Here is a 21,719-nt window from a genome sequence, read left to right on the forward strand (position 1 = left end):
CGCTATGCCGCCACCGGCGGGGCCGGAATCAGCGCCAGCCACAGCAACCCGGCCAGGAAAACCGGAGCCGCCGCGACCATGCTGTCGAACCGGTCCAGAATACCCCCGTGGCCCGGCAGCAAGGAACCACTATCCTTCTCGCCAGCCTGTCGCTTCAGGATGCTCTCGAACAGGTCCCCCACAACCGAGACCAGGCCGATCAGCACCGACAGCAGCAAGAACACCATCGCGTCCATCGGCTCGAGGCCCCAAACGGCCGCTACCACGATCGCGAAGGCCAGCACCGTCAGCAGACCGCCAAGCAAGCCCTCGCGGGTCTTCCCCGGACTGATATGCGGCGCCAGCGGGTTGCGCCCGAACGCCTTCCCGGCGAAATACGCCCCGGTGTCGGCGAGGCCAACCAGCACCACCAGATAGACCACCAGCAACGGCGCCAGGGCATGCAGCCAAACCAGGCCCATTCCCGCCGGCACCAACGTCATGATCGCGGCCACCGCAAAGAGGGTCCGACGGGATGCCGGCGCGGCCGTCTCGCACTCGCGATAAAACGGCAACAGCAACAGGATCACCAGCCACCACAGCAACACCAGGCCCAGGATCAGGTAGTGCAACCCCGCAACCGGCGCCAGACCAAGCGCAACCACGGGAACCACCACGGCCGCCACCAGCGCACCACGTGCCAAAGGGGTTTCGAGCCCGGCCAGTCCACCCCACTCCCAGGTCGCCAACCCGAGGACCAGCGCGACCAGCGCCAGCACCGCCCAGTTCGGGCCCCAGGCCACCAGGGCCAGCGCCGGCAAACCCAGTGCCGCGGCGGTCAGAATCCGTTGTTTAAGCACTCGGCACCTCCCGCGCACTTGCCTCCGCGGCTCCGGTCACGCAGCCGAAACGCCGCTGGCGACTCGCATACCACGCCAGGCCCTGTCGCAGATCATCGGCTGTGATGTCCGGCCAGAACGTCTCGATGAAGAGCAACTCGGCATACGCCGCCTGCCACAGGAGGAAGTTGCTGATGCGGCGTTCGCCGCCGGTGCGGATCAACAGATCGACGTCCGGCATCCCGGCCGTGCTCAAATAGCCGGCGAAAGAAGTCTCGGGATTCGCCCCTTCATCGCCGGCGGCTACCCAGCGGCGGGCCGCCTGCAAGATGTCCCAGCGGCCACCGTATCCCAGTGCCACGACAACCCGCATACCCTCGTTGGCGGCAGAGGCCTGCTCGGCTTCCGCCATCCGCGTCTGCAGATCCGACGGGAAGCTTGCGCGATCGCCAATAAAGGTGAGCGCGATCCCGCGCTCGATCAGCTCCGGGAGTTCCGCCTCGATGGCGGACACAAACAGATCGAACAGTGCCTCGACCTCTTCGCGCGGGCGGCCCCAGTTCTCGCTGCTAAAGGCGAACAGCGTCAGGGTGCCCACGCCTTGTTCGGCGAAAAACCGCACGGCATGCCGCGTCGCCTCCAGCCCCGCCCGGTGGCCTTCGGAACGACTCAGACCTCGGGCCTCGGCCCAACGCCCGTTGCCGTCCATGACGATGGCCACGTGCGCAGGGAGCGCCTCGCTGGGTGAAGTAGTAACCGGCATCGCCTGCGCCGGTCAGACTTCCATCAACTCGGCTTCCTTGTCCGCAAGCATCGCGTCGACCTTGGCGATGTGGTCGTCGGTCAGCTTCTGGATCAGCTCCTGCGCCTTGTGCTCGTCGTCTTCGGACATCTCCTTGTCCTTGACCAGCTGCTTGAAGGCGTTGTTGGCATCCCGCCGGATATTGCGCACGGCCACCCGCGCGTGCTCGGCTTCGGCCCGGACGACCTTGACCAGGTCACGCCGACGCTCTTCGGTCAGCGCCGGCAGCGGCACACGGATCGTCGTCCCCATGCTCGCCGGATTGAGTCCCAGATCCGAAGTCATGATGGCCTTCTCGATCTTGCCGACCATGTCCTTCTCGTACGGGACCACGGAGAGCGTGCGTGCGTCCTCGGCATTGATGTTCGCGACCTGGTTGATCGGCACATCCATGCCGTAGTACTCCACATGCACATGTTCGAGCAGCGTGGGGTGCGCACGGCCGGTTCGAATCTTCGATAGCTCGTTGCGCAACGCTTCCAGGCTCTTGTCCATGCGTTCGCGCGCATCTTTCAGGGTGGCGTCACTCATTACGGGCTCCCTCGACCAAGGTGCCGACCGCCTCGCCCATCACGAGCCGCTGCAGGTCGCCCTTGGCAAACATGTTCATTACACGGATCGGCAGGCCATTGTCTCGGCACATCACCAGGGCCGTGGTATCCATTACGCCCAGACGCTGTTCCAGCGCATCGTCGAAGGTCAGCCGCTCGTAGCGTCGGGCATCCTTGGTGGTCATCGGATCGGCATCGTAGACCCCGTCGACCTTGGTCGCCTTGATCATGATGTCGGCGTTGATCTCGATCGCCCGCAGGCTCGCCGCGGAATCCGTGGTGAAGAACGGATTGCCGGTTCCGGCCGCAAACACCACGATGCGCCCCTTTTCCAGGTGCCGTACCGCACGCCGGCGGATGTAGTCCTCGCACACCTGGTTGATGCGGATCGCCGACATCACCCGCGAAAAACGCCCGGCGCGCTCGATCGCATCCTGCAGCGCCAACGCATTGATCACCGTTGCCAGCATGCCCATGTGGTCGCCGGTCACCCGGTCCATGCCGCCTTGTGCCAGCCCCGCACCACGGAAGATGTTGCCGCCACCGATCACGATGCCGACCTCGACCCCCATGCGGGAGAGCTCCGAGACCTCTTCGGCCACCTGCGCCAGGACATCCGGGTCAACCCCATAGGATTGCTGACCCATCAGGGCCTCCCCACTCAACTTCAGAAGGATGCGCCGGAACGCGGGCTGGCTGTCCTGACTCATGGGGTTCCTTATCTCGGGCTCGGTTGTTCTCGCTTGCCAGTTTTTTCTGGCCCTTTTATCCGGAAGCGGCCGCATCAAGCGGCCGCCCCGGAGTCCTGCTGGATCAGGCGCCGCGCGCCTGAGCCATCACCTCTTCGGCAAAGTTCTCGGTCTTCTTCTCGATCCCCTCGCCCACCTCGAAGCGGATGAAGCCGGAGACCGAAGCCCCCTTGCTTTCCAGCAGCTGTGCGACCGTCTGATCGGGATCCTTCACGAACGGCTGGCCCACCAGGGTGATCTCGCCCAGATACTTGCGGATACGCCCCTCGATCATCTTCTCGATGATGTTCTCCGGCTTGCCCGATTCCTCGGCCTGGGCCTTGAAGATCGCACGTTCCTTGTCGAGCATCTCGGTCGGCACCTGACTCTCGTCGATGCACACCGGATGGCTCGCCGCGATATGCATCGCGATATCCTTGGCCAGCTGCTCGTCACCACCGTTCAGACCAACCAGCACGCCAATCCGGGCACCATGCTGATAGAAACCCAGCGCACCTTCCGCCGTCATGCGTTCGAAACGGCGGACCTGGACGTTCTCGCCGACCTTGGCGATCAGCTGAGTACGCTGCTCTTCCAGGGTCTGACCATCGACGGTCTCGGTCATCAGGCCTTTTACCGAATCGGCGGCGGTGTTCAGCGCCACATTGGCGCAGGCGCTGGTGAAGGCACGGAAGTTGTCGTCATTGCCGACGAAGTCCGTCTCGCAGTTGATCTCGACGATCACCGCGCGCGAACCGTCGCTGGCAATCTCGACGCGACCTTCGGCCGCGACACGATCCGCCTTTTTGTCGGCCTTGGCCATGCCGGACTTGCGCATTGCCTCGACCGCCGCTTCCAGATCGCCGCCGGTTTCGGTCAGGGCCTTCTTGCATTCCATCATGCCGGCGCCAGTGCGCTCGCGCAGTTCTTTTACTTGTGCAGCAGTAATCTGCATCGTTGCTTGCTCCTGAATCATGCTCGAGCCGGCCGCCAGCGTGGCGACCGGCTCCTGTTATCAAGCGGGGTTGGCGGGCGACGCGGTGTCGGGGGCGTCAGTCGTTGCAGCGGCCGGCTCGGCGGCTTCTGCTTCGCCCATGCCACCCGTGGTCACCGCACCCTTGGCCTCGATGATGGTATCGGCGATCGCAGCCACATAGAGCTGAATCGCACGCATCGCGTCATCGTTGCCCGGGATCACGTAATCCACGCCTTCCGGGGAATGGTTGGAATCCACCACGGCGACGACCGGAATGCCGCGCTTCTTCGCCTCGGCCACCGCAATCTTCTCGTAGCCGACGTCGATCACGAACATCGCATCGGGCATGCGGTTCATGTCCTTGATACCGCCCAGGCTGCGATCCAGCTTGTCCTTTTCGCGGCGACGGCTCAGGGCCTCGCGCTTGTTCAGGACCTGGAAGCTGCCATCGGCGTCCATCGTCTCGAGGTCCTTCAGGCGCTTGATCGACTGCTTGACGGTGTTGAAGTTGGTCAGCATGCCGCCCAGCCAGCGGTGGCTCACGTGCGGCATGCCGCAACGGTTTGCCTCTTCGGCCACCACGTCGCGGGCCGAGCGCTTGGTGCCGACGAACATGATCTGGCCACCGTCGGCAGCGATCTTGCCGAGGAAGTTCAACGCATCGTTGAACATCGGCAGGGACTTCTCGAGGTTGATGATATGAATCTTGTTGCGTTCCCCGAAGATGTACGGGGCCATCTTGGGATGCCAGTAACGCGTCTGGTGGCCGAAGTGCACACCGGCCTCCAGCATCTGTCGCATAGTCACGAGGGACATGAGTTTTCTCCTGTAACGGGTTGAGCCTCCACGCATCCCGATCTGAAACCCGAACCGAATCTTCTTCGAGGGCGGGCACCCGACAGATCGTGCCGATGCGTGTGTGGATTAAGGTTTCGGGAGTCGCCCCGCAAAAGGCGGCTTCCGGCCCCGCCGAATTGCCAGCGAGGCGCGCGCTTTATAGCATAGGACACTTACCCGAACCAAACGCCGAGCCCCTCCGGGCGCCGCGGCGGGAGCCCCCATGTCCGTTTCCATCAAGACCCCCGAAGAGATCGAACACATGCGCGTCGCCGGCCGCCTGGCCGCCGAAGTCCTCGAGATGATCGAGCCCCACGTGCAAGCCGGCGTGACGACCGGGGAACTGGACCGGATCTGTCACGACTACATCGTGAACACCCAGGACGCGATCCCGGCCCCACTCAACTATCGCGGCTTCCCAAGGTCGATCTGTACCTCGGTGAACCATCAGGTCTGCCACGGCATCCCGGGGGATCGCAAGCTGAAGAACGGCGATATCCTCAATATCGATATCACCGTGATCAAGGACGGCTTCCACGGCGACACCAGCCGCATGTTCGTGATCGGCAAGGCCGGTATCCAGGCCCAGCGGGTGATCGACGTGGCACGTACCAGCATGTACCTCGGCATCCAGCAGGTTCGCCCGGGCGCAACGCTGGGCGATATCGGCCACGCGATTCAGGTGTACGCCGAGGCCCAACGCTGCTCCGTGGTGCGCGAGTTCTGCGGCCACGGGATCGGGCGCGGCTTCCACGAGGATCCGCAGGTCCTGCACTATGGCAAGCCTGGCACCGGCATGACCCTGAGAGAAGGCATGTGCTTTACCATCGAGCCGATGATCAATGCCGGCCGCCGCCACACCCGCATCCTGGCGGATGGCTGGACCGCCGTGACCAAGGATCACAGTCCGTCGGCGCAGTGGGAACACACCCTGCTGGTCACCGCCGACGGATACGAGATCCTGACCCTGCGCAAGGACGAAACCCCACCGCAGGAGATCGCGGCCTGATCGAAGGCCATCACGCCTGTTCCCCGCCGATTCGAACCGCCCACTCCACGGAGCCCCAATGAATCCTGCGGGCAGCACCCCCGGCGAACTCGATACTCCGGCCTTCACCCCCGGCTGGGGCGAGGACTACCAGCGGCTGAGCCGCAACCCGGGGAATATTGCGCTGTTTCGGGACCGGCGCCGCGCCATCCTGGAACAGCAATACCAGGGCTTTCGCGACGGCATGCCGATCGCCGAGCTGATCCATGGCCACGCCCGGCGCATCGACGAGCTTCTCAAGCTGATCTGGGCCCAGAAGGGCCTCGCGGATGACGACCAGCTATGCCTGATCGCGGTCGGTGGCTATGGCCGCGGCGAACTGCACCCGGCCTCCGATATCGACATCCAGATCATCCTCGAGGGCGAACATGACCCCGCCCTCTTCGACCGGATCAGCGACTTCGTCACGTTCCTCTGGGACATCGGCATCGAGGTCGGGCACAGCGTGCGCAGTATCGACGACTGCACCCGCGAGGCGCGCGACGACATCACCGTCGCGACCAACCTGATCGAGGCCCGCTACCTGGCCGGCCATCTCAGCCTGTTCAACGACTTCCGTGGCGCCATCGAGCCCGACCGCATCTGGGACTCGCGCAGTTTCTATGCCGCCAAGCTGGCCGAACAACAAGCACGCCACCGGCGTTTTGGCGAGACCGCCTACCGCCTCGAGCCGAACGTCAAGGAAGGCCCCGGCGGCCTGCGCGACATCCAGATGATCGGCTGGGTCACCAAGCGTCATTATGGCGCCGAGCGCATCGAGGAGCTGGTGTCACTGGGCTTCCTGCGCGAGGGTGAGTTCCGCGAGATGATGGAGGGCCAGAACTTCCTCTGGCGGGTACGCTTTGCCCTGCACATGCTCGCTGGCCGCCGCGAGGACCGCCTGCTTTTCGATCTGCAGCGCCAGCTGGCCAACACCTTCGGCTTCGTCGACCAGAACCACAACCGGGCGGTCGAGCAGTTCATGCAGCGCTACTTCCGCACCATCAACGATCTCGAGCGGCTGAACGAACTGCTGCTGCAACACTTCAACGAGGCCATCCTCGACGATCCGGAAGCCTTGCAGGACCCCGTACGCATCCACCAGCGTTTCCAGGTCCGGGGCGGCTACCTCGAGGCGGCGCACGATCAGGTCTTCATGATCTATCCGCCGGCGCTGCTGGAGGTCTTCCGCCTGCTCCAGGAACACCCGGAGATCCAGGGCATCCGCGCCTCCACCATCCGCCTGATCCGGGCCCACCGCCACCTGATCGATGGGCACTTCCGCCGCAATCCGGTGTGCCGCGAGCTCTTCATGGACATCCTGCGCGCCCCGCGCGGGATCACCAGCCAGCTGCGCCGCATGAACCGCTACGGCGTGCTGGGCAATTACCTGCCGGCCTTCGGGCGCATCATCGGACGCATGCAGTACGACCTGTTCCACGCCTACACCGTGGACGAGCACACCCTGAACGTGGTGCGCAACGCGCGGCGCCTGGCGCTGCCCGAGTTCGCGCACGAACAGCCCCTGGCGCACCAGATCTACTCCGGACTGGTGCGCCCCGAACGCCTGGTGCTGGCCGCCCTGTTTCACGACATCGCCAAGGGCCGCGGGGGTGATCATTCCGAGCTGGGGGCCCACGATGCCCTGCATTTCTGCCAGCATCACGGCCTGTCGGACGCGGATGCCGGCCTGGTTGCCTGGCTGGTGCGTTCCCACCTGCTGATGTCGCTGACGGCCCAGCGCAAGGACATCTCCGATCCCGAGGTCGTCATGGGTTTCGCCCGCGAGGTGGTCACCCGCGAACGCCTGGACTTTCTCTATCTGCTGACCATTGCCGACATCCGCGGAACCAATCCGGAGCTGTGGAACAGCTGGAAGGATTCCCTGCTCCAAACCCTTTATCACGCCACCCGCAATGTCCTGGACCGGGGTCTGGATACCCCGCCGGACATGGACGAACAGATCCGACAAACCCGCACCGAGGCACTCGCGTTAATCGAACAACAAGGCTTCGATACCGATCAGGCCCGGAAGTTGTGGGACGAACTGGACGACGAATACTTCCTGCGCCATTCCGCCGACGAGATCGCCTGGCACGGCCGGGCCCTGCTCCCGCTGTCTCCGGACGCCCTTCCCCTGATCCTGGTGCGCCCGAAGACCTCGCGTGGCAGCACGGAGATCTTCGTCTACGCCAACGACCATCCGCAGATCTTCGCGCGCATCACCAGCGCCCTGACCCAGTTGGGGCTGGACATCGTGGACGCACGGATCATCACGACCGCGGGCGGCCGCACGCTGGATACCTTTCTGGTTCTCGAAAGCGGCGGCGGCCAGACCGTGGATGCAGGTTATCGCTCCGAGGAGATACGCCAGAGCCTCGAACGTGAACTCGAACGCGAAGGGACCATCCCCAATCCGGCGTCACGGCAACTGCCGCGACGCCTCAAGCACTTCGACGTGGATACGCAGATCGAATTCGAACCCGCCGCGGGCGGCCAGGCAACGCGTATGCGACTGCGAGCCCTGGATCGGCCAGGCCTGCTGTCGACCATCGGTCATGTCCTTGCCGAGCAGGGAATCGACGTGCGTACCGCACGCATCGCCACAGCCGGGGAACAGGTCGAGGACAGCTTCCTCCTCAGCCGACCCGGCCACGCGGCGCTTGATGCCGAGCACCAGGCCCGCCTGCGCAAGGCCCTGCTCGGCACCATCTGACAGCAATCGGATCAGCGGACGCGCGCCTCCAGAGGCCGGGGCTCTGGCTCGTCCGATGGCGTCCCTGCGCCCAGCAGGCGCGCCTCGAAATCGGTCAGGACACTGAACTCGACCCGGCGGGATGCCCGGCGATCCTCCTCGCCGCGCTCGTCCAGCACCCGGCGCGAAGAGGACAACCCCACGGCCGCGACCCGCGAGCGGAACCAGTCCGCCTCCTGCAGGGGCTCCAGCTGATAGGCATATTCCAGCACCGCGCGCGTGCGGCGCTGGCTGAGGTCCATATTTCCGAAATAGGCCTCCAGCGCATCGTCGCTGCCCGCCCACTCGCTGGAGGTGTGGCCCTCGATGCGGACTTCCCGTATCACCTCGGCGAACGGGCGCAACTGTTCCGCGTAACGCGGCATAAAGTCCTCGAGAATCGCCTCGAAACGCGGCCGGATACGGGCCGAACTGCGCTCGAACAGGACCTCCGGCTCACGAAAGCGCAGGGTCAGGCTGTCGCGGTCCAGTTCCGCATTCCAGCGCGGCAAATCCTCGCGAAATTCCTCCTCCAGTACCGAGTAGATGGCCGCGCGCAGTGCCGCCGCCTCGTTACGCACCTCGGTATGCGCGGCACTCTCGCGCTCCACCTGCACCATGTGCAGCAGCGCGAGGAACAGGAAGATCATCATCAGCGCGGCCATCAGGTCCGCCACTGCCAGCCAGTGCGAGCCCTGGTCGGCCTCGTTTCCGGCGGCCACGCCTTGCCGCCGACGGCGTCTCGCCAACCAGGAAAACATCAGTTACGCCCGCCCGCGGAGGCGATGGCGGCGGAACGTTCCCCACCCCAGCGCGTCTCCGCCGCGAGCCCTGCCTGGACGGCATTCTCGATACTCTCGAGCATCGCCTCCAGCCGTGCGTCCATCGCCGGGAAGGCCTCGGTGGCACGATCCCGCAGGGCCGCGATGCTCCCCAGCAAGGCCTCCAGTTCCACCGTCTCGCGACGCAGGCTGGAGAGCGTCGATTCCTGATCCTCCACGTGGCGGGTGATCTGCAGGGCCTGTCCGGTCATGCGCTCCAGGGTCTGCTCGGTCTGTTCCACCCCGGCCCGGGCCTGGTCGAAGGCCCGATGCAGGGTGTCCATCTGCTCGCGATACTGATCCTGCCACTCCACCAGGCGGGCGACCGAGTCGTCCAGACGACGGAAGTTCTCGCCGAACTGTTCACCCAGGCGATCGTTGAAATCGTGGATCACCCGCTCCAGGGCCTCTACCAGGTGCCCGCTGCTCATCTCCGTGATGCGCTCGGCCATGCCATCGAGCGCGCCGGTCAGTTCGCGGTGCTGTTGCTCCAGCCGGGCATCCAGGCGCTGATCGAGGGCCCGCACCGCCTCCACTACGGCCAGCGAGGCATCCCGTTGTTGTGCCGCCAGGTGCGCATTATCCAATGGTGCATCCGACGCACCCTCCGTAGCCGGTTCGGGGGATGCCGCCGGCGCAGGTGCCATCACCTGAACCATCCGCAACACCGCCGCCAGCAAGATGCCCACGATACTGGTCACGAAGGCCAGCTTGAGCCCCTCCAGCAGGGCCGGGATACTGGCCTCCACCCGTCCAGCGTCAAAATCCAGCAGCCCAATGGCGACCCCAAGGAAGGTGCCGAGGATCCCCAGGGTGGTCAGCAGCGCGGGCGCCGCTCCCTGCAAGGACTCGGCGCGGCGCAATGCCGTCGCCGTCAACGCCGCCAGGAACAGACCAAACAGCAACAGCGCGAACAAGCCAATCACGCTTAATGGACTGAGCCCCTGCAACGTGGCCAACAGCGCCTCGGCGACCCGATCGAAAATTCCGGTCATGTGCTTCCTCCGTCCCGCGGCGTCGGTAGCGCCCGCGCGGTCGTGCGATTCGTAAGAACCGGATGCAAGCAAAAACAACGCCAGACCCACCAAAGACCGGTGGAACGGGGCTTTCAGGCACGACCGGACCGGGCGCGCCACAAGGTTTCGACGGATTCCCGACGCCCACGCGCCAGGAAGCGAACCGCAACCAGAGCCCAATCGTCCATTCTTTGACGCCCCGAATGGGACGAAATCGCCCGCCTGATCCGTCTTACCCAGTGAAGCCCAATAGACGGTGGCTCCATGCCTGCGACAGTCACGCCTGCTGCGAACGTGTCATGCAAGCCCATCGGCCCGCCCCGGCGGCGGCCGGCAATCGTCTGGCTGGCACTCGCCAGCCTGCTCTGGTTGCTGAGCACCCCGGCTCAGGCACAAGCCCCATTCACCTTCGGGATTCAGCCATTTGCCAGCCCGCCAGCGCTGTTCACACGCTACGCGCCCCTGCGCGACTGGCTGGGAACGGAACTCGGCCAGCCGGTACGGCTAGAGTCCGCACGCGACCTGCCGACGCTCCTCGAACGCACCCGAGAGGGCCGCTACGACTTGATCCTCGTGGCACCGCAGGTAGTGCCGCTCCTCACGGAAAACGGGCCCTACCGCTTACTGGTACGCAGCGAGGAAGAGCTGGCGATGGTCCTCCTGGTGCGGCCCGGGGGTGGCATCGATTCGCTTGCCGGCCTCGCAGGCCGATCCCTCGCAGTCCCGTACAAGGAAAGCCGCGCGGCGACCCTCGCACGCAGCCTGACTGACGCCCAGGACTGGCCCGACCCACCCGGCCCGCCCCGCTACCTGCACTATCACCACAACAACGCGGCAGTGGCCGCATTCCAACGCGGAATCGCCGATGCCCTCGTCATGATCATCGAAGGCAACGTATTGCCGGTACGACCGGATATGGAAGGCACCCGCCAACGCCACATGTCGCTGGGCGACGGAAGCCTGGTGCGTATCCTCGCCCAATCCGAACGGTTCCCGGGGCTTACCCTTCTGGTACACGAACGTCTGGATCGCGACATCCCGCGGTTGCACCATCGCCTGATCACGCTGCAGCAGAGCCCGTCCGGCACAACACTCCTGAGGCATATCGGACACCGCGGATTCATCGAGGCGCATGCCGGCGAGTACGCGGCATTTCAGGGTGCGCTGGATGACCTGGAAGCCAAATTCGATCTCCGGGCCCCCATCCCGGCCGGGAACCCGACCCCGTAAGTCCAGCCCGCAGCATCCATCACGCCCGCCGCGCGGACGCTGACCGCTCCTGGGGTTTCGGCTTCTCCCCCGCTACCTCGCCATCCACCCACCCCAATGATCGCCCCCGACCGCCGTGGCCTTCCCCCAAATTTCAAACGGCACGGGCATCCATCGTCCAGTATCGTTAAAATGGTCGGGATAACATCCATTGCCGCACCACGCGGTGACTCTGGCGCGCACGCAACCCGGATTCCGTCGATGCCCCTTCCCGGCCCGGCTCCAACCAGCTCTGGCCCAACCCCTGCCGGCATCGCCCCACAGGCGTCGGCGCCCCCCACATGCGCCTGAATTTCGCCTGGCAGATCATCATCGGCACCGTCGCGATCCAGGTCGCGATGGTGGCAGCGCTGATGATCAGCGGCATCTCCCAGGTGCAGCAGAACCAGTCGCAGATGCTGGAACGCTTTGCCGAACAGCAGGGCCGCCTGCTCTCCAGCGCCCTGACCCCCGGCCTGGCCTACGCGGATCCGGCGATGCTGCAGGACCTGCTCGAGCTCGTCGCGGACGACTCCCATGTCCTCTATGCCGTGGTACTCGATGCCCAGGACCAGCCGATGGCGTCGGTGGGCATCTCGCCGGACACCATCCCGGCACGCGCGGACGGCACGCGCACCACGCCCGGGCAGATCGAGATCCTGCGCGACATTGAGCTGGCCGGGCAACCGCTCGGGACCCTGGCGGTGGGCTATTCCACCGATGCGATCGACGCCCTGTCCGCCACCCTCCTGCAGCGCAACGTCCTGCTGGCACTGGGCGTGCTCGTGTTGTCCATGCTGGCCGCGGTGGTCTTCAGCCTGGTTATTACTCGCCGCCTGCGCCTGTTGAACCAGGGCGGCAAGGCGCTACAGGGCGGCCGTCTGGACCATCGCATCCCGGTGCGGTCGCACGACGAGTTCGGCGACCTCGCGCGCACCTTCAACGATGTCGCCGCCCATCTGGGGTCCACCCAGACCACCCTGGAACAACAGAACCAGCAACTGAACCGCTCGGTCGCACGCCTGGAGTCCATGCTCGGCGGTGCCAATGCGATCTTGTGGGAGGCTGACCCGCGCACCCACGAATGGGAGTTCGTGTCCGGCGACACCCGCCGTCTGCTGGGCTTCCCGGCCCACAACCTGGGCCGGGGCGAGCTGCGCGCCCGGCATATCCACCCTGCCGACCTGCCGCGCGTGCAGAACGCCGCCCGCGAGAGCCGGACCAGCCCGCGCACGGTGGACTACCGCTTCGCCCATCGCGACGGCCAGTGGATCTGGCTGCGAGACATCCTCTCCTGGGCCCGTGACGCGGACGGCCGGGAGAGCCTGCGCGGCCTGACCCTGGATATCACCACCCACCGACGCACCACCGATGCTCTGGCGGAAAGCGAGAACCGCTACCGCGACGTGGTGGACCACATCTCCGAGGTCATCTTCCGTACCGATGCCGAAGGCCACTGGACCCTGCTGAATCCAGCCTGGGAGGCCCTGACGGGGTTCAGCGTGGAAGAGACTCTCGGCCGCCCGCTGTGCGACTTTGTAGCCCCCGAGGACCACGACGACGCCCATAGCTTCTGTGCCACCCTCCTCGAGGGCGGCTCCCATTCGCAATCCGAGGAGATCCGTCTGCGCACCCGCGACGGTGACATCCGCTGGGTCAGCATCTACGCCAGTGCCCGCTTCGATGACCACGACCAGGTGATGGCGACCTTCGGCACGATGACCGACATCTCCGATCGCAAGCAGGCCGAGGACGAGATCCGGCGTCTCGCCTTCTTCGACGGGCTGACCCAACTGCCCAATCGCACCCTGCTGCACGACCGGCTGGGTCAGAGTCTCGCCAATACCGAACGCACCCGACTGCATGGCGCGTTGCTGTTCATCGATCTCGACAACTTCAAGGACATCAACGACACCCTCGGCCATGCAGTCGGCGACGACCTGCTACGCCAGGTCGCCGAGCGCATGCTGAACTCCGTGCGCGAGGCGGACACCCTCGCCCGCCTCGGGGGCGACGAGTTCGTCATCATCCTCAATGATCTCCACCCGGACCCGGCACGCGCGGCGACCCAGGCCGAGGCCGTGGGTCGCAAGCTCATCGAGATTCTTCGCGATCCATTCAAGCTGGCGGGACAGAGGCGGCATGTAACGCCCAGTATCGGCGCCACACTGTTCAGCGGCCGCAGTCTGAGCGTGGAGGAGATCCTCAAGCAGGCGGACCTCGCCATGTACCGGGCCAAGAACGCCGGGCGCAACACTGTGCGCTTCTACGACCCCGAGCTGCACCGCGCCGTCGAGGCCCGATTCGAACTGGAGAGCGAGCTTCGCCACGCCCTGGATCAGGACGCCTTCAGCGTGCACTACCAGCCACAGGTGAACACGTCGGGCGCGGTTATCGGGGCCGAGATCCTGCTGCGCTGGAAGCACGCCAGCCGCGGGATGATCTCGCCCGCCGAGTTCATCCCCGTGGCTGAACAGACCGGTCTGATTGTCCCGATTGGCCGCAAGGTGCTGCGCGCGGCCTGTGAGCAGCTGGCCGCCTGGAAACACCAGCCCGCCTTTCGGGACCTCACCCTGTCGGTCAACGTCAGCGCGCGCCAATTCCGGCACAAGTACTTCGTGCGCGATCTGGCCGAGACGCTCGAGGCTACCGGCGCCCCGGGGCACCGCCTGAAGCTGGAGCTGACCGAGAGCATGCTGCTCGAAAACGTGGAGACCGTCATTGCCCACATCGAGGAATTGCGGAGCTTCGGCATCGAGTTCTCCCTGGACGACTTCGGGACCGGCTACTCCTCTCTCGCCTACCTCAAGCGACTGCCCCTCGCTCAGCTGAAGATCGATCAGTCCTTCGTACGCGACGTCCTGGACGATCCCAACGATGCCGCGATCGCCCAGATGGTGGTCAACCTGGCTCACACTCTCGACCTGGACGTCATCGCCGAAGGTGTCGAGAACGACCAGCAGCGGGCCTTCCTGTTCGGCCTCGGCTGCCGCCACTTTCAAGGCTACCTGTACGGCCATCCCGACACGCTGGCAGAACTTGAGGCCCTGGTGCTGCGCCAGAGCGGCAACGGAAACGCCGCAACCTACCCCTAACCATTCGTATTATTCGAATCGTTTGAGCCGTTTTTCGCCATTTTCATTCGTATAAATCGGATCTAAGGTGGCGGGTATTGCAACCTAGCCAACCAGAGGCGACTCGCCATGAGCACCAAGATCCTGATCCTGTACTACTCCACCTGGGGCCACATCGAGCAGATGGCCGAAGCTGTGGCTCGCGGCGCCCGTGAGGTCCCGGAGACCGAAGTCACGATCAAGCGCGTCCCCGAGCTGATGCCGGACGACGTGGCCCGCAATGCCGGCGCCAAGCTCGACCAGGCCGCCCCCATCGCCAAGCCCGAAGAACTGGCGGACTACGACGCGATCATCATCGGCACCCCTACCCGCTTCGGCCGGATGGCCGCGCAGATGGCCAACTTCCTCGATCAAACCGGTGCCCTGTGGTTCGGCGACAAGCTGGTCGGCAAGGTCGGGAGCGTGTTCAGTTCCACCGCCTCGCAGCACGGCGGCCAGGAGACCACCCTGATCTCGACCATCGTGAACCTGCTGCACTACGGTATGACCGTGGTTGGTCTACCCTACACCGAGAAGCGCCTGCTCGATGTCAGCGAGGTCTGCGGCGGCACCCCCTACGGGGCGACCACGCTGGCCGACGGCGACGGCTCGCGCCAGCCGAGCGAGAACGAACTGGGCATGGCCGCCTCGCAGGGGCGTCACGTCGCCGAGGTCGCCCGGGCCCAGCGTCTGGGGCGCGACGCCGGCTGACCCGCCACAGGTACATCCCAAAGGGGCGCATGCCCTGGCCGGATGTTGCCCGGGGACAAACCCGGTCGGGCACAGGCCCGACCGTAGCGACTGGGGACATCGATCCGCAGCACGACAAGGAGAGGATGGCAATGGACAACACGCTAGACGACAGTGGCAAGCTCGTACTCCGCCTGGCCCTCGGGATCATGATCCTGCTGCACGGCATCGCCAAGCTGACTGGCGGGATCAGCGGCATCGAAGGCATGGTTACCAACGCCGGACTCCCGGCGATCCTCGCCTATGGCGTCTACATCGGCGAGATCCTCGCCCCGATCCTCGTCATCATCGGCCTGTATTCGCGCATCGGCGCGGTGATTATCGCCATCAACATGCTCTTCGCCATCGCGCTCGCCCACACCCACGAGGTCTTCCTGCTCACCGGCACCGGCGGCTGGGCCCTCGAGCTGCAGGGCATGTTCCTGTTCACGGCCATCGCCCTGGCACTGACCGGTCCGGGCCGCCTGGCGATTAATCGCTGGTAGTCCCGGCCGTTTCCCGGGGCGGCGCAATGCCGCCCCTTTCGGGTACCATGCGCGACCCTGGCCCCCGCGCAGACATACCGCCATGCACAACGCCCAGACGCTGATCCTCGGCGCCCCGCAGATCCTCCCGGTCATTCCCCGCGACACCATCCTGCGGGATCACGCCCTGGTGATTCGTAACGGCGTGATCGAAGCCATCGAGCCGCAAGCCACCGCTCGCGCAAACCATCCCGACGCCGAGTACCGGGACCACCCCGGACAGGTCCTGATCCCGGGCCTGGTGAACGCCCATACGCATTCCGGCATGAGCCTCCTGCGCGGCATCGGCAGCGACCACACATTGATGGATTGGCTCAAGCGCTATATCTGGCCCGCCGAGGGCAAGCTGCTCTCCCCCGAATTCGTACGCGCAGGCACCCGCCTCTCCATAGCCGAGATGCTGCGCGGGGGCACGACGTGCTTCAGTGACATGTACCTGTTTGTGGACGATGCGGCCCGGGTGGTCGACGAGACCGGCATCCGCGCCTCGCTGGGCCTCACCGTGTTCGACTTCCCCACGCCCTGGGCAAGCACGGCAGACGAATACTTCCAGCGCGGCGCGGACGTCGTCGCGAACTGGGGGCACCATGACCGCATCGCCTTCAATGTCGCCCCGCACGCGCCATACACCGTGGGGGATACAAGCCTGGAGCGCGTGGCGGCCCGTGCCCGCGAACTGAACGTGCCCATCCACATGCATGTTCACGAGACGGCCAGCGAGGTCGCCGACGCCCTGCGCGACCAGGGCGAACGACCATTGGCCCGCCTCGCACGCCTTGGCATGCTGGACCAGCCCTTCATCGCGGTGCACATGACCCAGGTCGACGATACCGATCTGGATCTACTGCGCGAACGCCCGATCTCCATCGCCCACTGCCCGGAATCCAATCTGAAACTCGCCTCCGGCTTCTGCCCGGTCACGCGGTTACAGGCCGCCGGCATCAACATCGCCCTCGGGACCGACGGCACCGCCTCCAACAACGATCTCGACATGATCGGCGAGATGCGCACCGCTGCACTGCTGGCCAAGGGCGTCAGTGGCGATGCCGCCGCCCTGCCCGCCACCGCCGCGCTGGAAATGGCGACGCTGGGGAGTGCCAAAGCCCTGGGACTCGCGGATCGGATCGGCTCCCTGGAGCCCGGCAAGCAGGCCGATGTGGTCGCAGTAGACCTGCAGGCGCTGGAACTGCAACCGGCGCACGACCCCAGTGCACAGATCGTTTACGCCGCCACCCGCGATGCCGTGCGCGATGTCTACGTGGCCGGACGGCCGTTGCTACGCGACCGCGAACTGCTTACGCTGAACTCGCAGGATCTCCACGCCGAAGCCGAGTACTGGCGCATCCGGGTGCTGGAAACCCAGCAGCCCACTGCCTGACTGCCTGAGCGAGACAGACGCCATGAGCCCCGAACCCCTCTCCCAAACTTCTGCGCACGCAAACGTCGATAGCGCCGAGATCCACAAATTCACCCATCGGGCCCACGAATGGTGGGACCCGAAGGGCCCCTTCGCCACGTTGCACGCGATCAACCCGTTGCGCCTCGAATGGATCGACGGCCAGGCCGATCTCGCCGGCAAGAAGGTGCTGGATGTAGGCTGCGGCGCCGGCATCCTCTCCGAGGCAATGGCGGTTCGCGGCGCTCAGGTCACCGCGCTGGACGCCGGCGCCGAACACCTGGAGGTGGCGCGCGAACATGCGGTGGAGGCAGGGCTTGAGATCCACTACCTGCACACCACCGCCGAGGCGCACGCCGAACGTCACGCCGGCGACTACGACGTGGTGACCTGCCTGGAGATGCTGGAACACGTGCCCGATCCGGATGCCGTCATCGACGCCCTTGCAAAGCTCGTGCGCCCCGGCGGCTGGCTGTTCCTGTCCACCATCAACCGAACTCCGCGCGCCTTTGCCGAGGCCATCGTGGGGGCCGAATACGTGTTGCACATGCTGCCCACCGGCACCCATGAGTACGGCCGCTTCATCCGTCCCTCCGAACTGGGCACCGCCCTGCGCCGCCACGGGTTCGAGGTCACCGCGATGACCGGCCTGACCTATTCGCCCCTGAGCGGGCGTTATCGCCTGGTCGCCCGCACCGACGTGAACTACCTGATGGCCGCCCGCCGCGACGAAGCCGGCCCCGACGAATGACCCACGAACTCGGATCGGTCCTGTTCGACCTCGACGGGACCCTGCTGGACACCGCTCCCGACATGCATGCGGCCCTGGTCACCCTGATGGCCGAACACGACCGTGCGCCGCTGGCGTTCGAGGTCGTGCGTAACTTTGTCTCCCACGGGTCCCGGGCCCTGGTGGATCTCGCCTTCCCGGACGCCGATCCCGCCTTCGCGGAGCATCTCAAGAAGCGCTACCTGGAGATCTACGCCCGCGACCTGTGCCGGACCACCGCCCTGTTTCCCGGACTCGCAGAGCTGCTGGACGCCTGCGAGGCCCGCGGCTGGTCCGTCGGCGTGGTGACCAACAAGCCGGGCTGGCTGACCGATCCACTGCTGGAGGCCCTCGGGCTGCATGCGCGCATGGCAGCCGTCGTCAGCGGCGATACCCTGCCCCAGCGCAAACCCGCCCCGGAACCCATGTGGCTGGCCGCCCGGCAGACTGGCCTGCCGCCGGAACGCCACTGCTACTGGGGCGATGCAGAACGCGACATCGCGGCCGGACGGGCCGCCGGCATGCCCACCCTGATCGCCAACTGGGGCTACATCGACGCCAACCAGCGTCCGGATCAATGGGGCGCCGATGCCGCCCTGGAACAGCCGAACGACTTCTGGGCCTGGTACGCCGACGGAGCCGCCACGGAGCCCGGGCTTGCGCGCTGAATCCGCCCACCCCGGCGCCCCGCACGCCGGAAACAGGGCCTGAGCACCCATGTCGCCCCGTATCCGTTCGGCCTACCGCCACTGTCGCCAGCGTGCCAAGGCGCATTACGAGAACTTCCCCGTGGCCTCCTGGCTGCTGCCCAGTCGCCTGCGCGGCCCCGTGGCGGCGATCTACTGCTTCGCACGCGATGCCGACGACCTGGCCGACGAGGACCCGCGTCCGGTCGCCGAGCGGCGCCAGGCGCTGCTGACGATGCAGGAACGGGTGCAGATCCTGGAAGACCCCGCCGCCGAACACGAACCCGAATGGATTGCCCTTGCCGACGCCCGCGCCCGCTTCGACCTCCCGGCCGCGCCGTTCTCCGACCTGATCGACGCCTTCCTGCAGGATCTGGAACAGACCCGCTATGCGACCTTCGGCGAGGTCATGGACTACTGCCGCCGCTCGGCCAACCCGGTTGGCCGGCTGATGCTGCACCTGAACGGCAACCCGACCGACGAGATGCTGGGGTACTCGGACGCCATCTGCTCGGCGCTGCAGCTGATCAACTTCTACCAGGACCTGCAGCAGGACCTGCAGGAGAACAACCGCATCTACCTGCCGCAGGAAGAGATGGACCAGTACGGCGTGACCGAAGCGATGCTGGCCACCGGGCAGACCACCTTCCAGCTACGCAACCTGATGCAGTTTCAATACGCCCGCGCCGACCGGCTGCTGCGCGCCGGGGCGCCGCTGGGCGGCCTGCTGCGCGGGCGCATGGGGCTGGAGATCCGGGCGATCATCAACGGCGGGGCGCGCATCCTATGGCGGCTGCGCCAGCAGGACGACGTCTTTGCCCGCCCGCGCCTGCGTACCCGCGACGCCTGGATCATCCTGAGCCACAGCCTTCGGCCGCGCCGCCGAAGACCGTAGGGATCGAGCCGCCGAGAACCCCTGGTTAAGCTGAGAGCTTAAAAGGCATCAAGCGGCAATGCCCTCGACCGTAAGGTGCTGGAGGTCAGTTCGTTCGCTAGCGTGCTCAAAGGTAATGGCGCAAACACCACCACTGGCATCGACATCCAGGGTAGTGTTCTCGTCAAGCGAGCGGGTTTCGGCCACGCTATCGCCTCGGAATTCGATATAAAGCGTATCCGTATCCCCGAAGTACTGGAGTTTCATGGCTGGAACCCTCGATCGAAAAAGGCGTTGTGAACGGTTTCTCCATCCGGCAGCAGAACAACGCGAAGGTAGCGTCCTTCAGCCTCCTCGACACGAGCCCATCTGCGGATACGCCCATCGCCTTGGACTTCTTCGCACAACGGTTGGTCGATTGCACTACTGATCCAGTGATCCCGGATCATTCGCCGATCCGGCCTCTCGCGTACAGTCTCGAAGTAACGTGTCGTCTTCACCGGAACGTCCCTGTTACCGGTTGCTATTGTTCAAAGCTTCCGCCGAGAACGGATCGCCGTCAAGCCGCTCACACTACCTTGCTGTAGCGCTGCGCGCTCTCCGTCTTCAGGTAGGCGTCGAAGGCCATGGCGACGTTGCGCAGCAGCAACCGCCCGCGCGGCAGGATTTCCAGGCGCCCCGCGCCGATCCGTACCAGTCCATCGGCCTCCATGCCCTGCAGCCGCTCCAGTGCATCCCCAAGGACCTCGCCGAACACGATCCCGTGGCGCGCCTCGATCGCGGCGAAATCGATGCGCGAGTGGCACATGAGTTCGGTAATCACGTCCCGGCGCAGCCGATCGTCGGCACTCAGTTCGAGTCCGCGAAAGACCGGCAGGCGCCCGGCATCCAGCCGCGCGTAATAGGCATCCAGTTCGCGCAGGTTCTGGCTGTAGGTGGCGCCCACCTTGCCGATAGCCGTCGGCCCCAGTGCCACCAGGTCGTACTCCGCCCGTGTGGAGTAGCCCTGGAAATTGCGCTGCAGCGTCCCGGCGCGCTGGGCCGTGGCCAGTTCGTCGTCCGGCAGGGCAAAGTGGTCCATGCCGATGTATACATAGCCGGCATCGGTCAGGCGAGCGATGGTGGTCTCGAGGATCGCCAGCTTCTCCGCGGCGTCCGGCAGGTCGGCCTCGCGGATCTGGCGCTGAGTCTTGAACATCTGCGGCAGGTGCGCGTAGTTGTAGATCGCCAGGCGCTCCGGGCGCAGCTCCAGCGCGCGTTCCAGGGTGGCGGTATAGGTCTCCACCGTCTGCAAGGGAAGGCCGTAGATCAGGTCCAGGTTGGTAGATTCGAAGCCGTTGGCCCGCGCCTTCTCCACCGCCTGCGCGGTCACCTCGAACGGCTGGATGCGGTTCACCGCCCGCTGCACGTTCGGGTCGAAATCCTGCACCCCGAGGCTGATCCGGTTAAAACCCAGCTCGCCCAGCAGCGGGATGGTCCCGGGCCGCACCGCGCGCGGATCAATCTCGATGGAGAACTCGCGGGCATCGCTTTCGTCCAGGCGGAAGTGCCTCGCCAGCGTCGCCATCACCCGGCGCAGATCGTCATCGCCAAGATAGGTCGGCGTGCCGCCCCCGAAGTGCAGCTGCCCGACAGTGCGTTCCCGATCGAACAGCTCGCCCTGCAATTCGGCCTCGCGCTCCAGATACTGCAGGTAGCGCTGGGCGCGCTGGTAATTTCCGGTGATGACCTTGTTGCAGGCGCAGTAGAAGCACACCGTGTCGCAGAACGGGACATGCACGTACAGCGACAGGGGGCGCGCCGGATCGGCCCCGTTGGTCGCCTGCGCCGCCTCGGCATAGGCGCGGTCGTCGAAGCCCTCGTGAAACTGTGGCGCGGTGGGATACGACGTGTACCGCGGCCCACTCACGTCGTAGCGGCGCAGGATTTCGGGATCAAACACCAGGCGTTGTTCCATTGGGAGCTCCACAGCCGTCGCCGCGCACTCGCGACCTTGGTTCTGCAGACTACGGCCGCACGCCAGGCCCGAGCTTGATACAGGTCAACAAT

At 65.6% G+C, this 21,719-nt stretch carries 20 protein-coding genes; 10 read left to right on the top strand and 10 right to left on the bottom strand.

The window, feature by feature from the left end; all coding sequences use genetic code 11:
• Positions 1–2 precede the first annotated feature (2 nt).
• The 6 genes from F622_RS0103500 to rpsB form a co-directional block, all read right to left on the bottom strand.
• Positions 3–839 (bottom strand): phosphatidate cytidylyltransferase, encoded by an 837-nt coding sequence (locus F622_RS0103500; protein ID WP_018951934.1) that lies wholly within the window; start codon positions 837–839, stop codon positions 3–5.
• Positions 832–1,581, bottom strand: a complete 750-nt coding sequence (gene uppS / locus F622_RS0103505) for a polyprenyl diphosphate synthase (RefSeq protein WP_018145576.1) — start codon at positions 1,579–1,581, stop codon at positions 832–834. The genes F622_RS0103500 and uppS overlap by 8 nt, the downstream gene beginning before the upstream one ends.
• 12 nt (positions 1,582–1,593) lie before the next feature.
• Positions 1,594–2,151 carry a ribosome recycling factor gene (frr, locus tag F622_RS0103510; protein ID WP_018169869.1) on the bottom strand — a complete coding sequence of 186 codons (558 nt, stop codon included), beginning with the start codon at positions 2,149–2,151 and terminating at the stop codon, positions 1,594–1,596.
• On the bottom strand, positions 2,144–2,881 hold the full coding sequence (pyrH, locus tag F622_RS0103515; RefSeq protein WP_018145574.1) for a UMP kinase: 738 nt from the start codon (positions 2,879–2,881) through the stop codon (positions 2,144–2,146). Before pyrH ends, frr begins: the two co-directional genes overlap by 8 nt.
• A 103-nt stretch (positions 2,882–2,984) precedes the next feature.
• Positions 2,985–3,854 (bottom strand): translation elongation factor Ts, encoded by an 870-nt coding sequence (tsf, locus tag F622_RS0103520; protein ID WP_019571343.1) that lies wholly within the window; start codon positions 3,852–3,854, stop codon positions 2,985–2,987.
• A gap of 60 nt (positions 3,855–3,914) precedes the next feature.
• Positions 3,915–4,691: a 30S ribosomal protein S2 gene (gene rpsB / locus F622_RS0103525; protein ID WP_018145572.1), complete on the bottom strand. Its 777-nt coding sequence runs from the start codon at positions 4,689–4,691 to the stop codon at positions 3,915–3,917.
• Positions 4,692–4,935: 244 nt separating this feature from the next.
• On the opposite strand from rpsB, the gene map reads away from it, so the two are divergent.
• Together map and glnD are read left to right on the top strand one after the other, a co-directional pair.
• Positions 4,936–5,721: a type I methionyl aminopeptidase gene (map, locus tag F622_RS0103530; protein WP_018145571.1), complete on the top strand. Its 786-nt coding sequence runs from the start codon at positions 4,936–4,938 to the stop codon at positions 5,719–5,721.
• 58 nt (positions 5,722–5,779) lie between these two features.
• Positions 5,780–8,455, top strand: a complete 2,676-nt coding sequence (gene glnD, locus F622_RS0103535) for a [protein-PII] uridylyltransferase (RefSeq protein ID WP_019571344.1) — start codon at positions 5,780–5,782, stop codon at positions 8,453–8,455.
• Positions 8,456–8,466: 11 nt separating this feature from the next.
• On the opposite strand, the gene F622_RS0103540 is transcribed toward glnD, so the two are convergent.
• Positions 8,467–9,234 (bottom strand): OmpA family protein, encoded by a 768-nt coding sequence (locus tag F622_RS0103540; protein WP_019571345.1) that lies wholly within the window; start codon positions 9,232–9,234, stop codon positions 8,467–8,469.
• A complete protein-coding gene (locus F622_RS0103545; protein WP_019571346.1) occupies positions 9,234–10,289 on the bottom strand; it encodes a hypothetical protein in 1,056 nt (351 codons plus the stop codon). The genes F622_RS0103540 and F622_RS0103545 overlap by 1 nt, the downstream gene beginning before the upstream one ends.
• Before the next feature lie 390 nt (positions 10,290–10,679).
• Between F622_RS0103545 and F622_RS0103550 the strand changes: the two genes are divergently transcribed.
• From F622_RS0103550 to hpnC, 8 genes are all read left to right on the top strand, one after another.
• The gene (locus F622_RS0103550; protein ID WP_018176720.1) at positions 10,680–11,540 is read left to right on the top strand and encodes a PhnD/SsuA/transferrin family substrate-binding protein; all 861 of its coding nucleotides are present in this window, start codon (positions 10,680–10,682) and stop codon (positions 11,538–11,540) included.
• Positions 11,541–11,860: 320 nt separating this feature from the next.
• The gene (locus tag F622_RS0103555; protein ID WP_019571347.1) at positions 11,861–14,653 is read left to right on the top strand and encodes an EAL domain-containing protein; all 2,793 of its coding nucleotides are present in this window, start codon (positions 11,861–11,863) and stop codon (positions 14,651–14,653) included.
• Positions 14,654–14,761: 108 nt separating this feature from the next.
• The gene (gene wrbA, locus F622_RS0103560) at positions 14,762–15,382 is read left to right on the top strand and encodes an NAD(P)H:quinone oxidoreductase (protein ID WP_018169875.1); all 621 of its coding nucleotides are present in this window, start codon (positions 14,762–14,764) and stop codon (positions 15,380–15,382) included.
• 131 nt (positions 15,383–15,513) lie between these two features.
• Entirely contained in the window at positions 15,514–15,906 is a 393-nt protein-coding gene (locus F622_RS0103565) for a DoxX family protein (protein WP_018169876.1), read from the top strand.
• 82 nt (positions 15,907–15,988) lie between these two features.
• Complete coding sequence (locus tag F622_RS0103570; protein ID WP_018169877.1) at positions 15,989–17,323, top strand: TRZ/ATZ family hydrolase; 1,335 nt, start codon at positions 15,989–15,991, stop codon at positions 17,321–17,323.
• Between the two features lie 22 nt (positions 17,324–17,345).
• On the top strand, positions 17,346–18,092 hold the full coding sequence (gene ubiG / locus F622_RS0103575; protein WP_018145562.1) for a bifunctional 2-polyprenyl-6-hydroxyphenol methylase/3-demethylubiquinol 3-O-methyltransferase UbiG: 747 nt from the start codon (positions 17,346–17,348) through the stop codon (positions 18,090–18,092).
• On the top strand, positions 18,089–18,778 hold the full coding sequence (gene gph, locus F622_RS0103580; RefSeq protein WP_018176717.1) for a phosphoglycolate phosphatase: 690 nt from the start codon (positions 18,089–18,091) through the stop codon (positions 18,776–18,778). Before ubiG ends, gph begins: the two co-directional genes overlap by 4 nt.
• A 49-nt stretch (positions 18,779–18,827) precedes the next feature.
• Positions 18,828–19,691 carry a squalene synthase HpnC gene (gene hpnC / locus F622_RS0103585; protein ID WP_018176716.1) on the top strand — a complete coding sequence of 288 codons (864 nt, stop codon included), beginning with the start codon at positions 18,828–18,830 and terminating at the stop codon, positions 19,689–19,691.
• Positions 19,692–19,739: 48 nt separating this feature from the next.
• On the opposite strand, the gene F622_RS0103590 is transcribed toward hpnC, so the two are convergent.
• Both F622_RS0103590 and hemN read right to left on the bottom strand, forming a co-directional pair.
• Positions 19,740–19,937 (bottom strand): DUF2283 domain-containing protein, encoded by a 198-nt coding sequence (locus tag F622_RS0103590; RefSeq protein WP_018145559.1) that lies wholly within the window; start codon positions 19,935–19,937, stop codon positions 19,740–19,742.
• Between the two features lie 301 nt (positions 19,938–20,238).
• On the bottom strand, positions 20,239–21,627 hold the full coding sequence (gene hemN, locus F622_RS0103595) for an oxygen-independent coproporphyrinogen III oxidase (protein WP_018650069.1): 1,389 nt from the start codon (positions 21,625–21,627) through the stop codon (positions 20,239–20,241).
• Between the last annotated feature and the right edge of the window lie 92 nt (positions 21,628–21,719).

Source organism: Thioalkalivibrio sp. ALMg3 (assembly GCF_000381225.1).
GTDB classification, from domain to species: Bacteria; Pseudomonadota; Gammaproteobacteria; order Ectothiorhodospirales; family Ectothiorhodospiraceae; genus Thioalkalivibrio; species Thioalkalivibrio versutus.

Bases quoted from the DNA above. Each gene is read 5' to 3' on its own strand.
- uppS (WP_018145576.1), bottom strand. From the start codon at position 1,581: ATGCCGGTTACTACTTCACCCAGCGAGGCGCTCCCTGCGCACGTGGCC.
- frr (WP_018169869.1), bottom strand. From the start codon at position 2,151: ATGAGTGACGCCACCCTGAAAGATGCGCGCGAACGCATGGACAAGAGC.
- pyrH (WP_018145574.1), bottom strand. From the start codon at position 2,881: ATGAGTCAGGACAGCCAGCCCGCGTTCCGGCGCATCCTTCTGAAGTTG.
- tsf (WP_019571343.1), bottom strand. From the start codon at position 3,854: ATGCAGATTACTGCTGCACAAGTAAAAGAACTGCGCGAGCGCACTGGC.
- rpsB (WP_018145572.1), bottom strand. From the start codon at position 4,691: ATGTCCCTCGTGACTATGCGACAGATGCTGGAGGCCGGTGTGCACTTC.
- map (WP_018145571.1), top strand. From the start codon at position 4,936: ATGTCCGTTTCCATCAAGACCCCCGAAGAGATCGAACACATGCGCGTC.
- glnD (WP_019571344.1), top strand. From the start codon at position 5,780: ATGAATCCTGCGGGCAGCACCCCCGGCGAACTCGATACTCCGGCCTTC.
- F622_RS0103540 (WP_019571345.1), bottom strand. From the start codon at position 9,234: ATGTTTTCCTGGTTGGCGAGACGCCGTCGGCGGCAAGGCGTGGCCGCC.
- F622_RS0103545 (WP_019571346.1), bottom strand. From the start codon at position 10,289: ATGACCGGAATTTTCGATCGGGTCGCCGAGGCGCTGTTGGCCACGTTG.
- F622_RS0103555 (WP_019571347.1), top strand. From the start codon at position 11,861: ATGCGCCTGAATTTCGCCTGGCAGATCATCATCGGCACCGTCGCGATC.
- wrbA (WP_018169875.1), top strand. From the start codon at position 14,762: ATGAGCACCAAGATCCTGATCCTGTACTACTCCACCTGGGGCCACATC.
- F622_RS0103565 (WP_018169876.1), top strand. From the start codon at position 15,514: ATGGACAACACGCTAGACGACAGTGGCAAGCTCGTACTCCGCCTGGCC.
- F622_RS0103570 (WP_018169877.1), top strand. From the start codon at position 15,989: ATGCACAACGCCCAGACGCTGATCCTCGGCGCCCCGCAGATCCTCCCG.
- ubiG (WP_018145562.1), top strand. From the start codon at position 17,346: ATGAGCCCCGAACCCCTCTCCCAAACTTCTGCGCACGCAAACGTCGAT.
- gph (WP_018176717.1), top strand. From the start codon at position 18,089: ATGACCCACGAACTCGGATCGGTCCTGTTCGACCTCGACGGGACCCTG.
- hpnC (WP_018176716.1), top strand. From the start codon at position 18,828: ATGTCGCCCCGTATCCGTTCGGCCTACCGCCACTGTCGCCAGCGTGCC.
- F622_RS0103590 (WP_018145559.1), bottom strand. From the start codon at position 19,937: ATGAAACTCCAGTACTTCGGGGATACGGATACGCTTTATATCGAATTC.
- hemN (WP_018650069.1), bottom strand. From the start codon at position 21,627: ATGGAACAACGCCTGGTGTTTGATCCCGAAATCCTGCGCCGCTACGAC.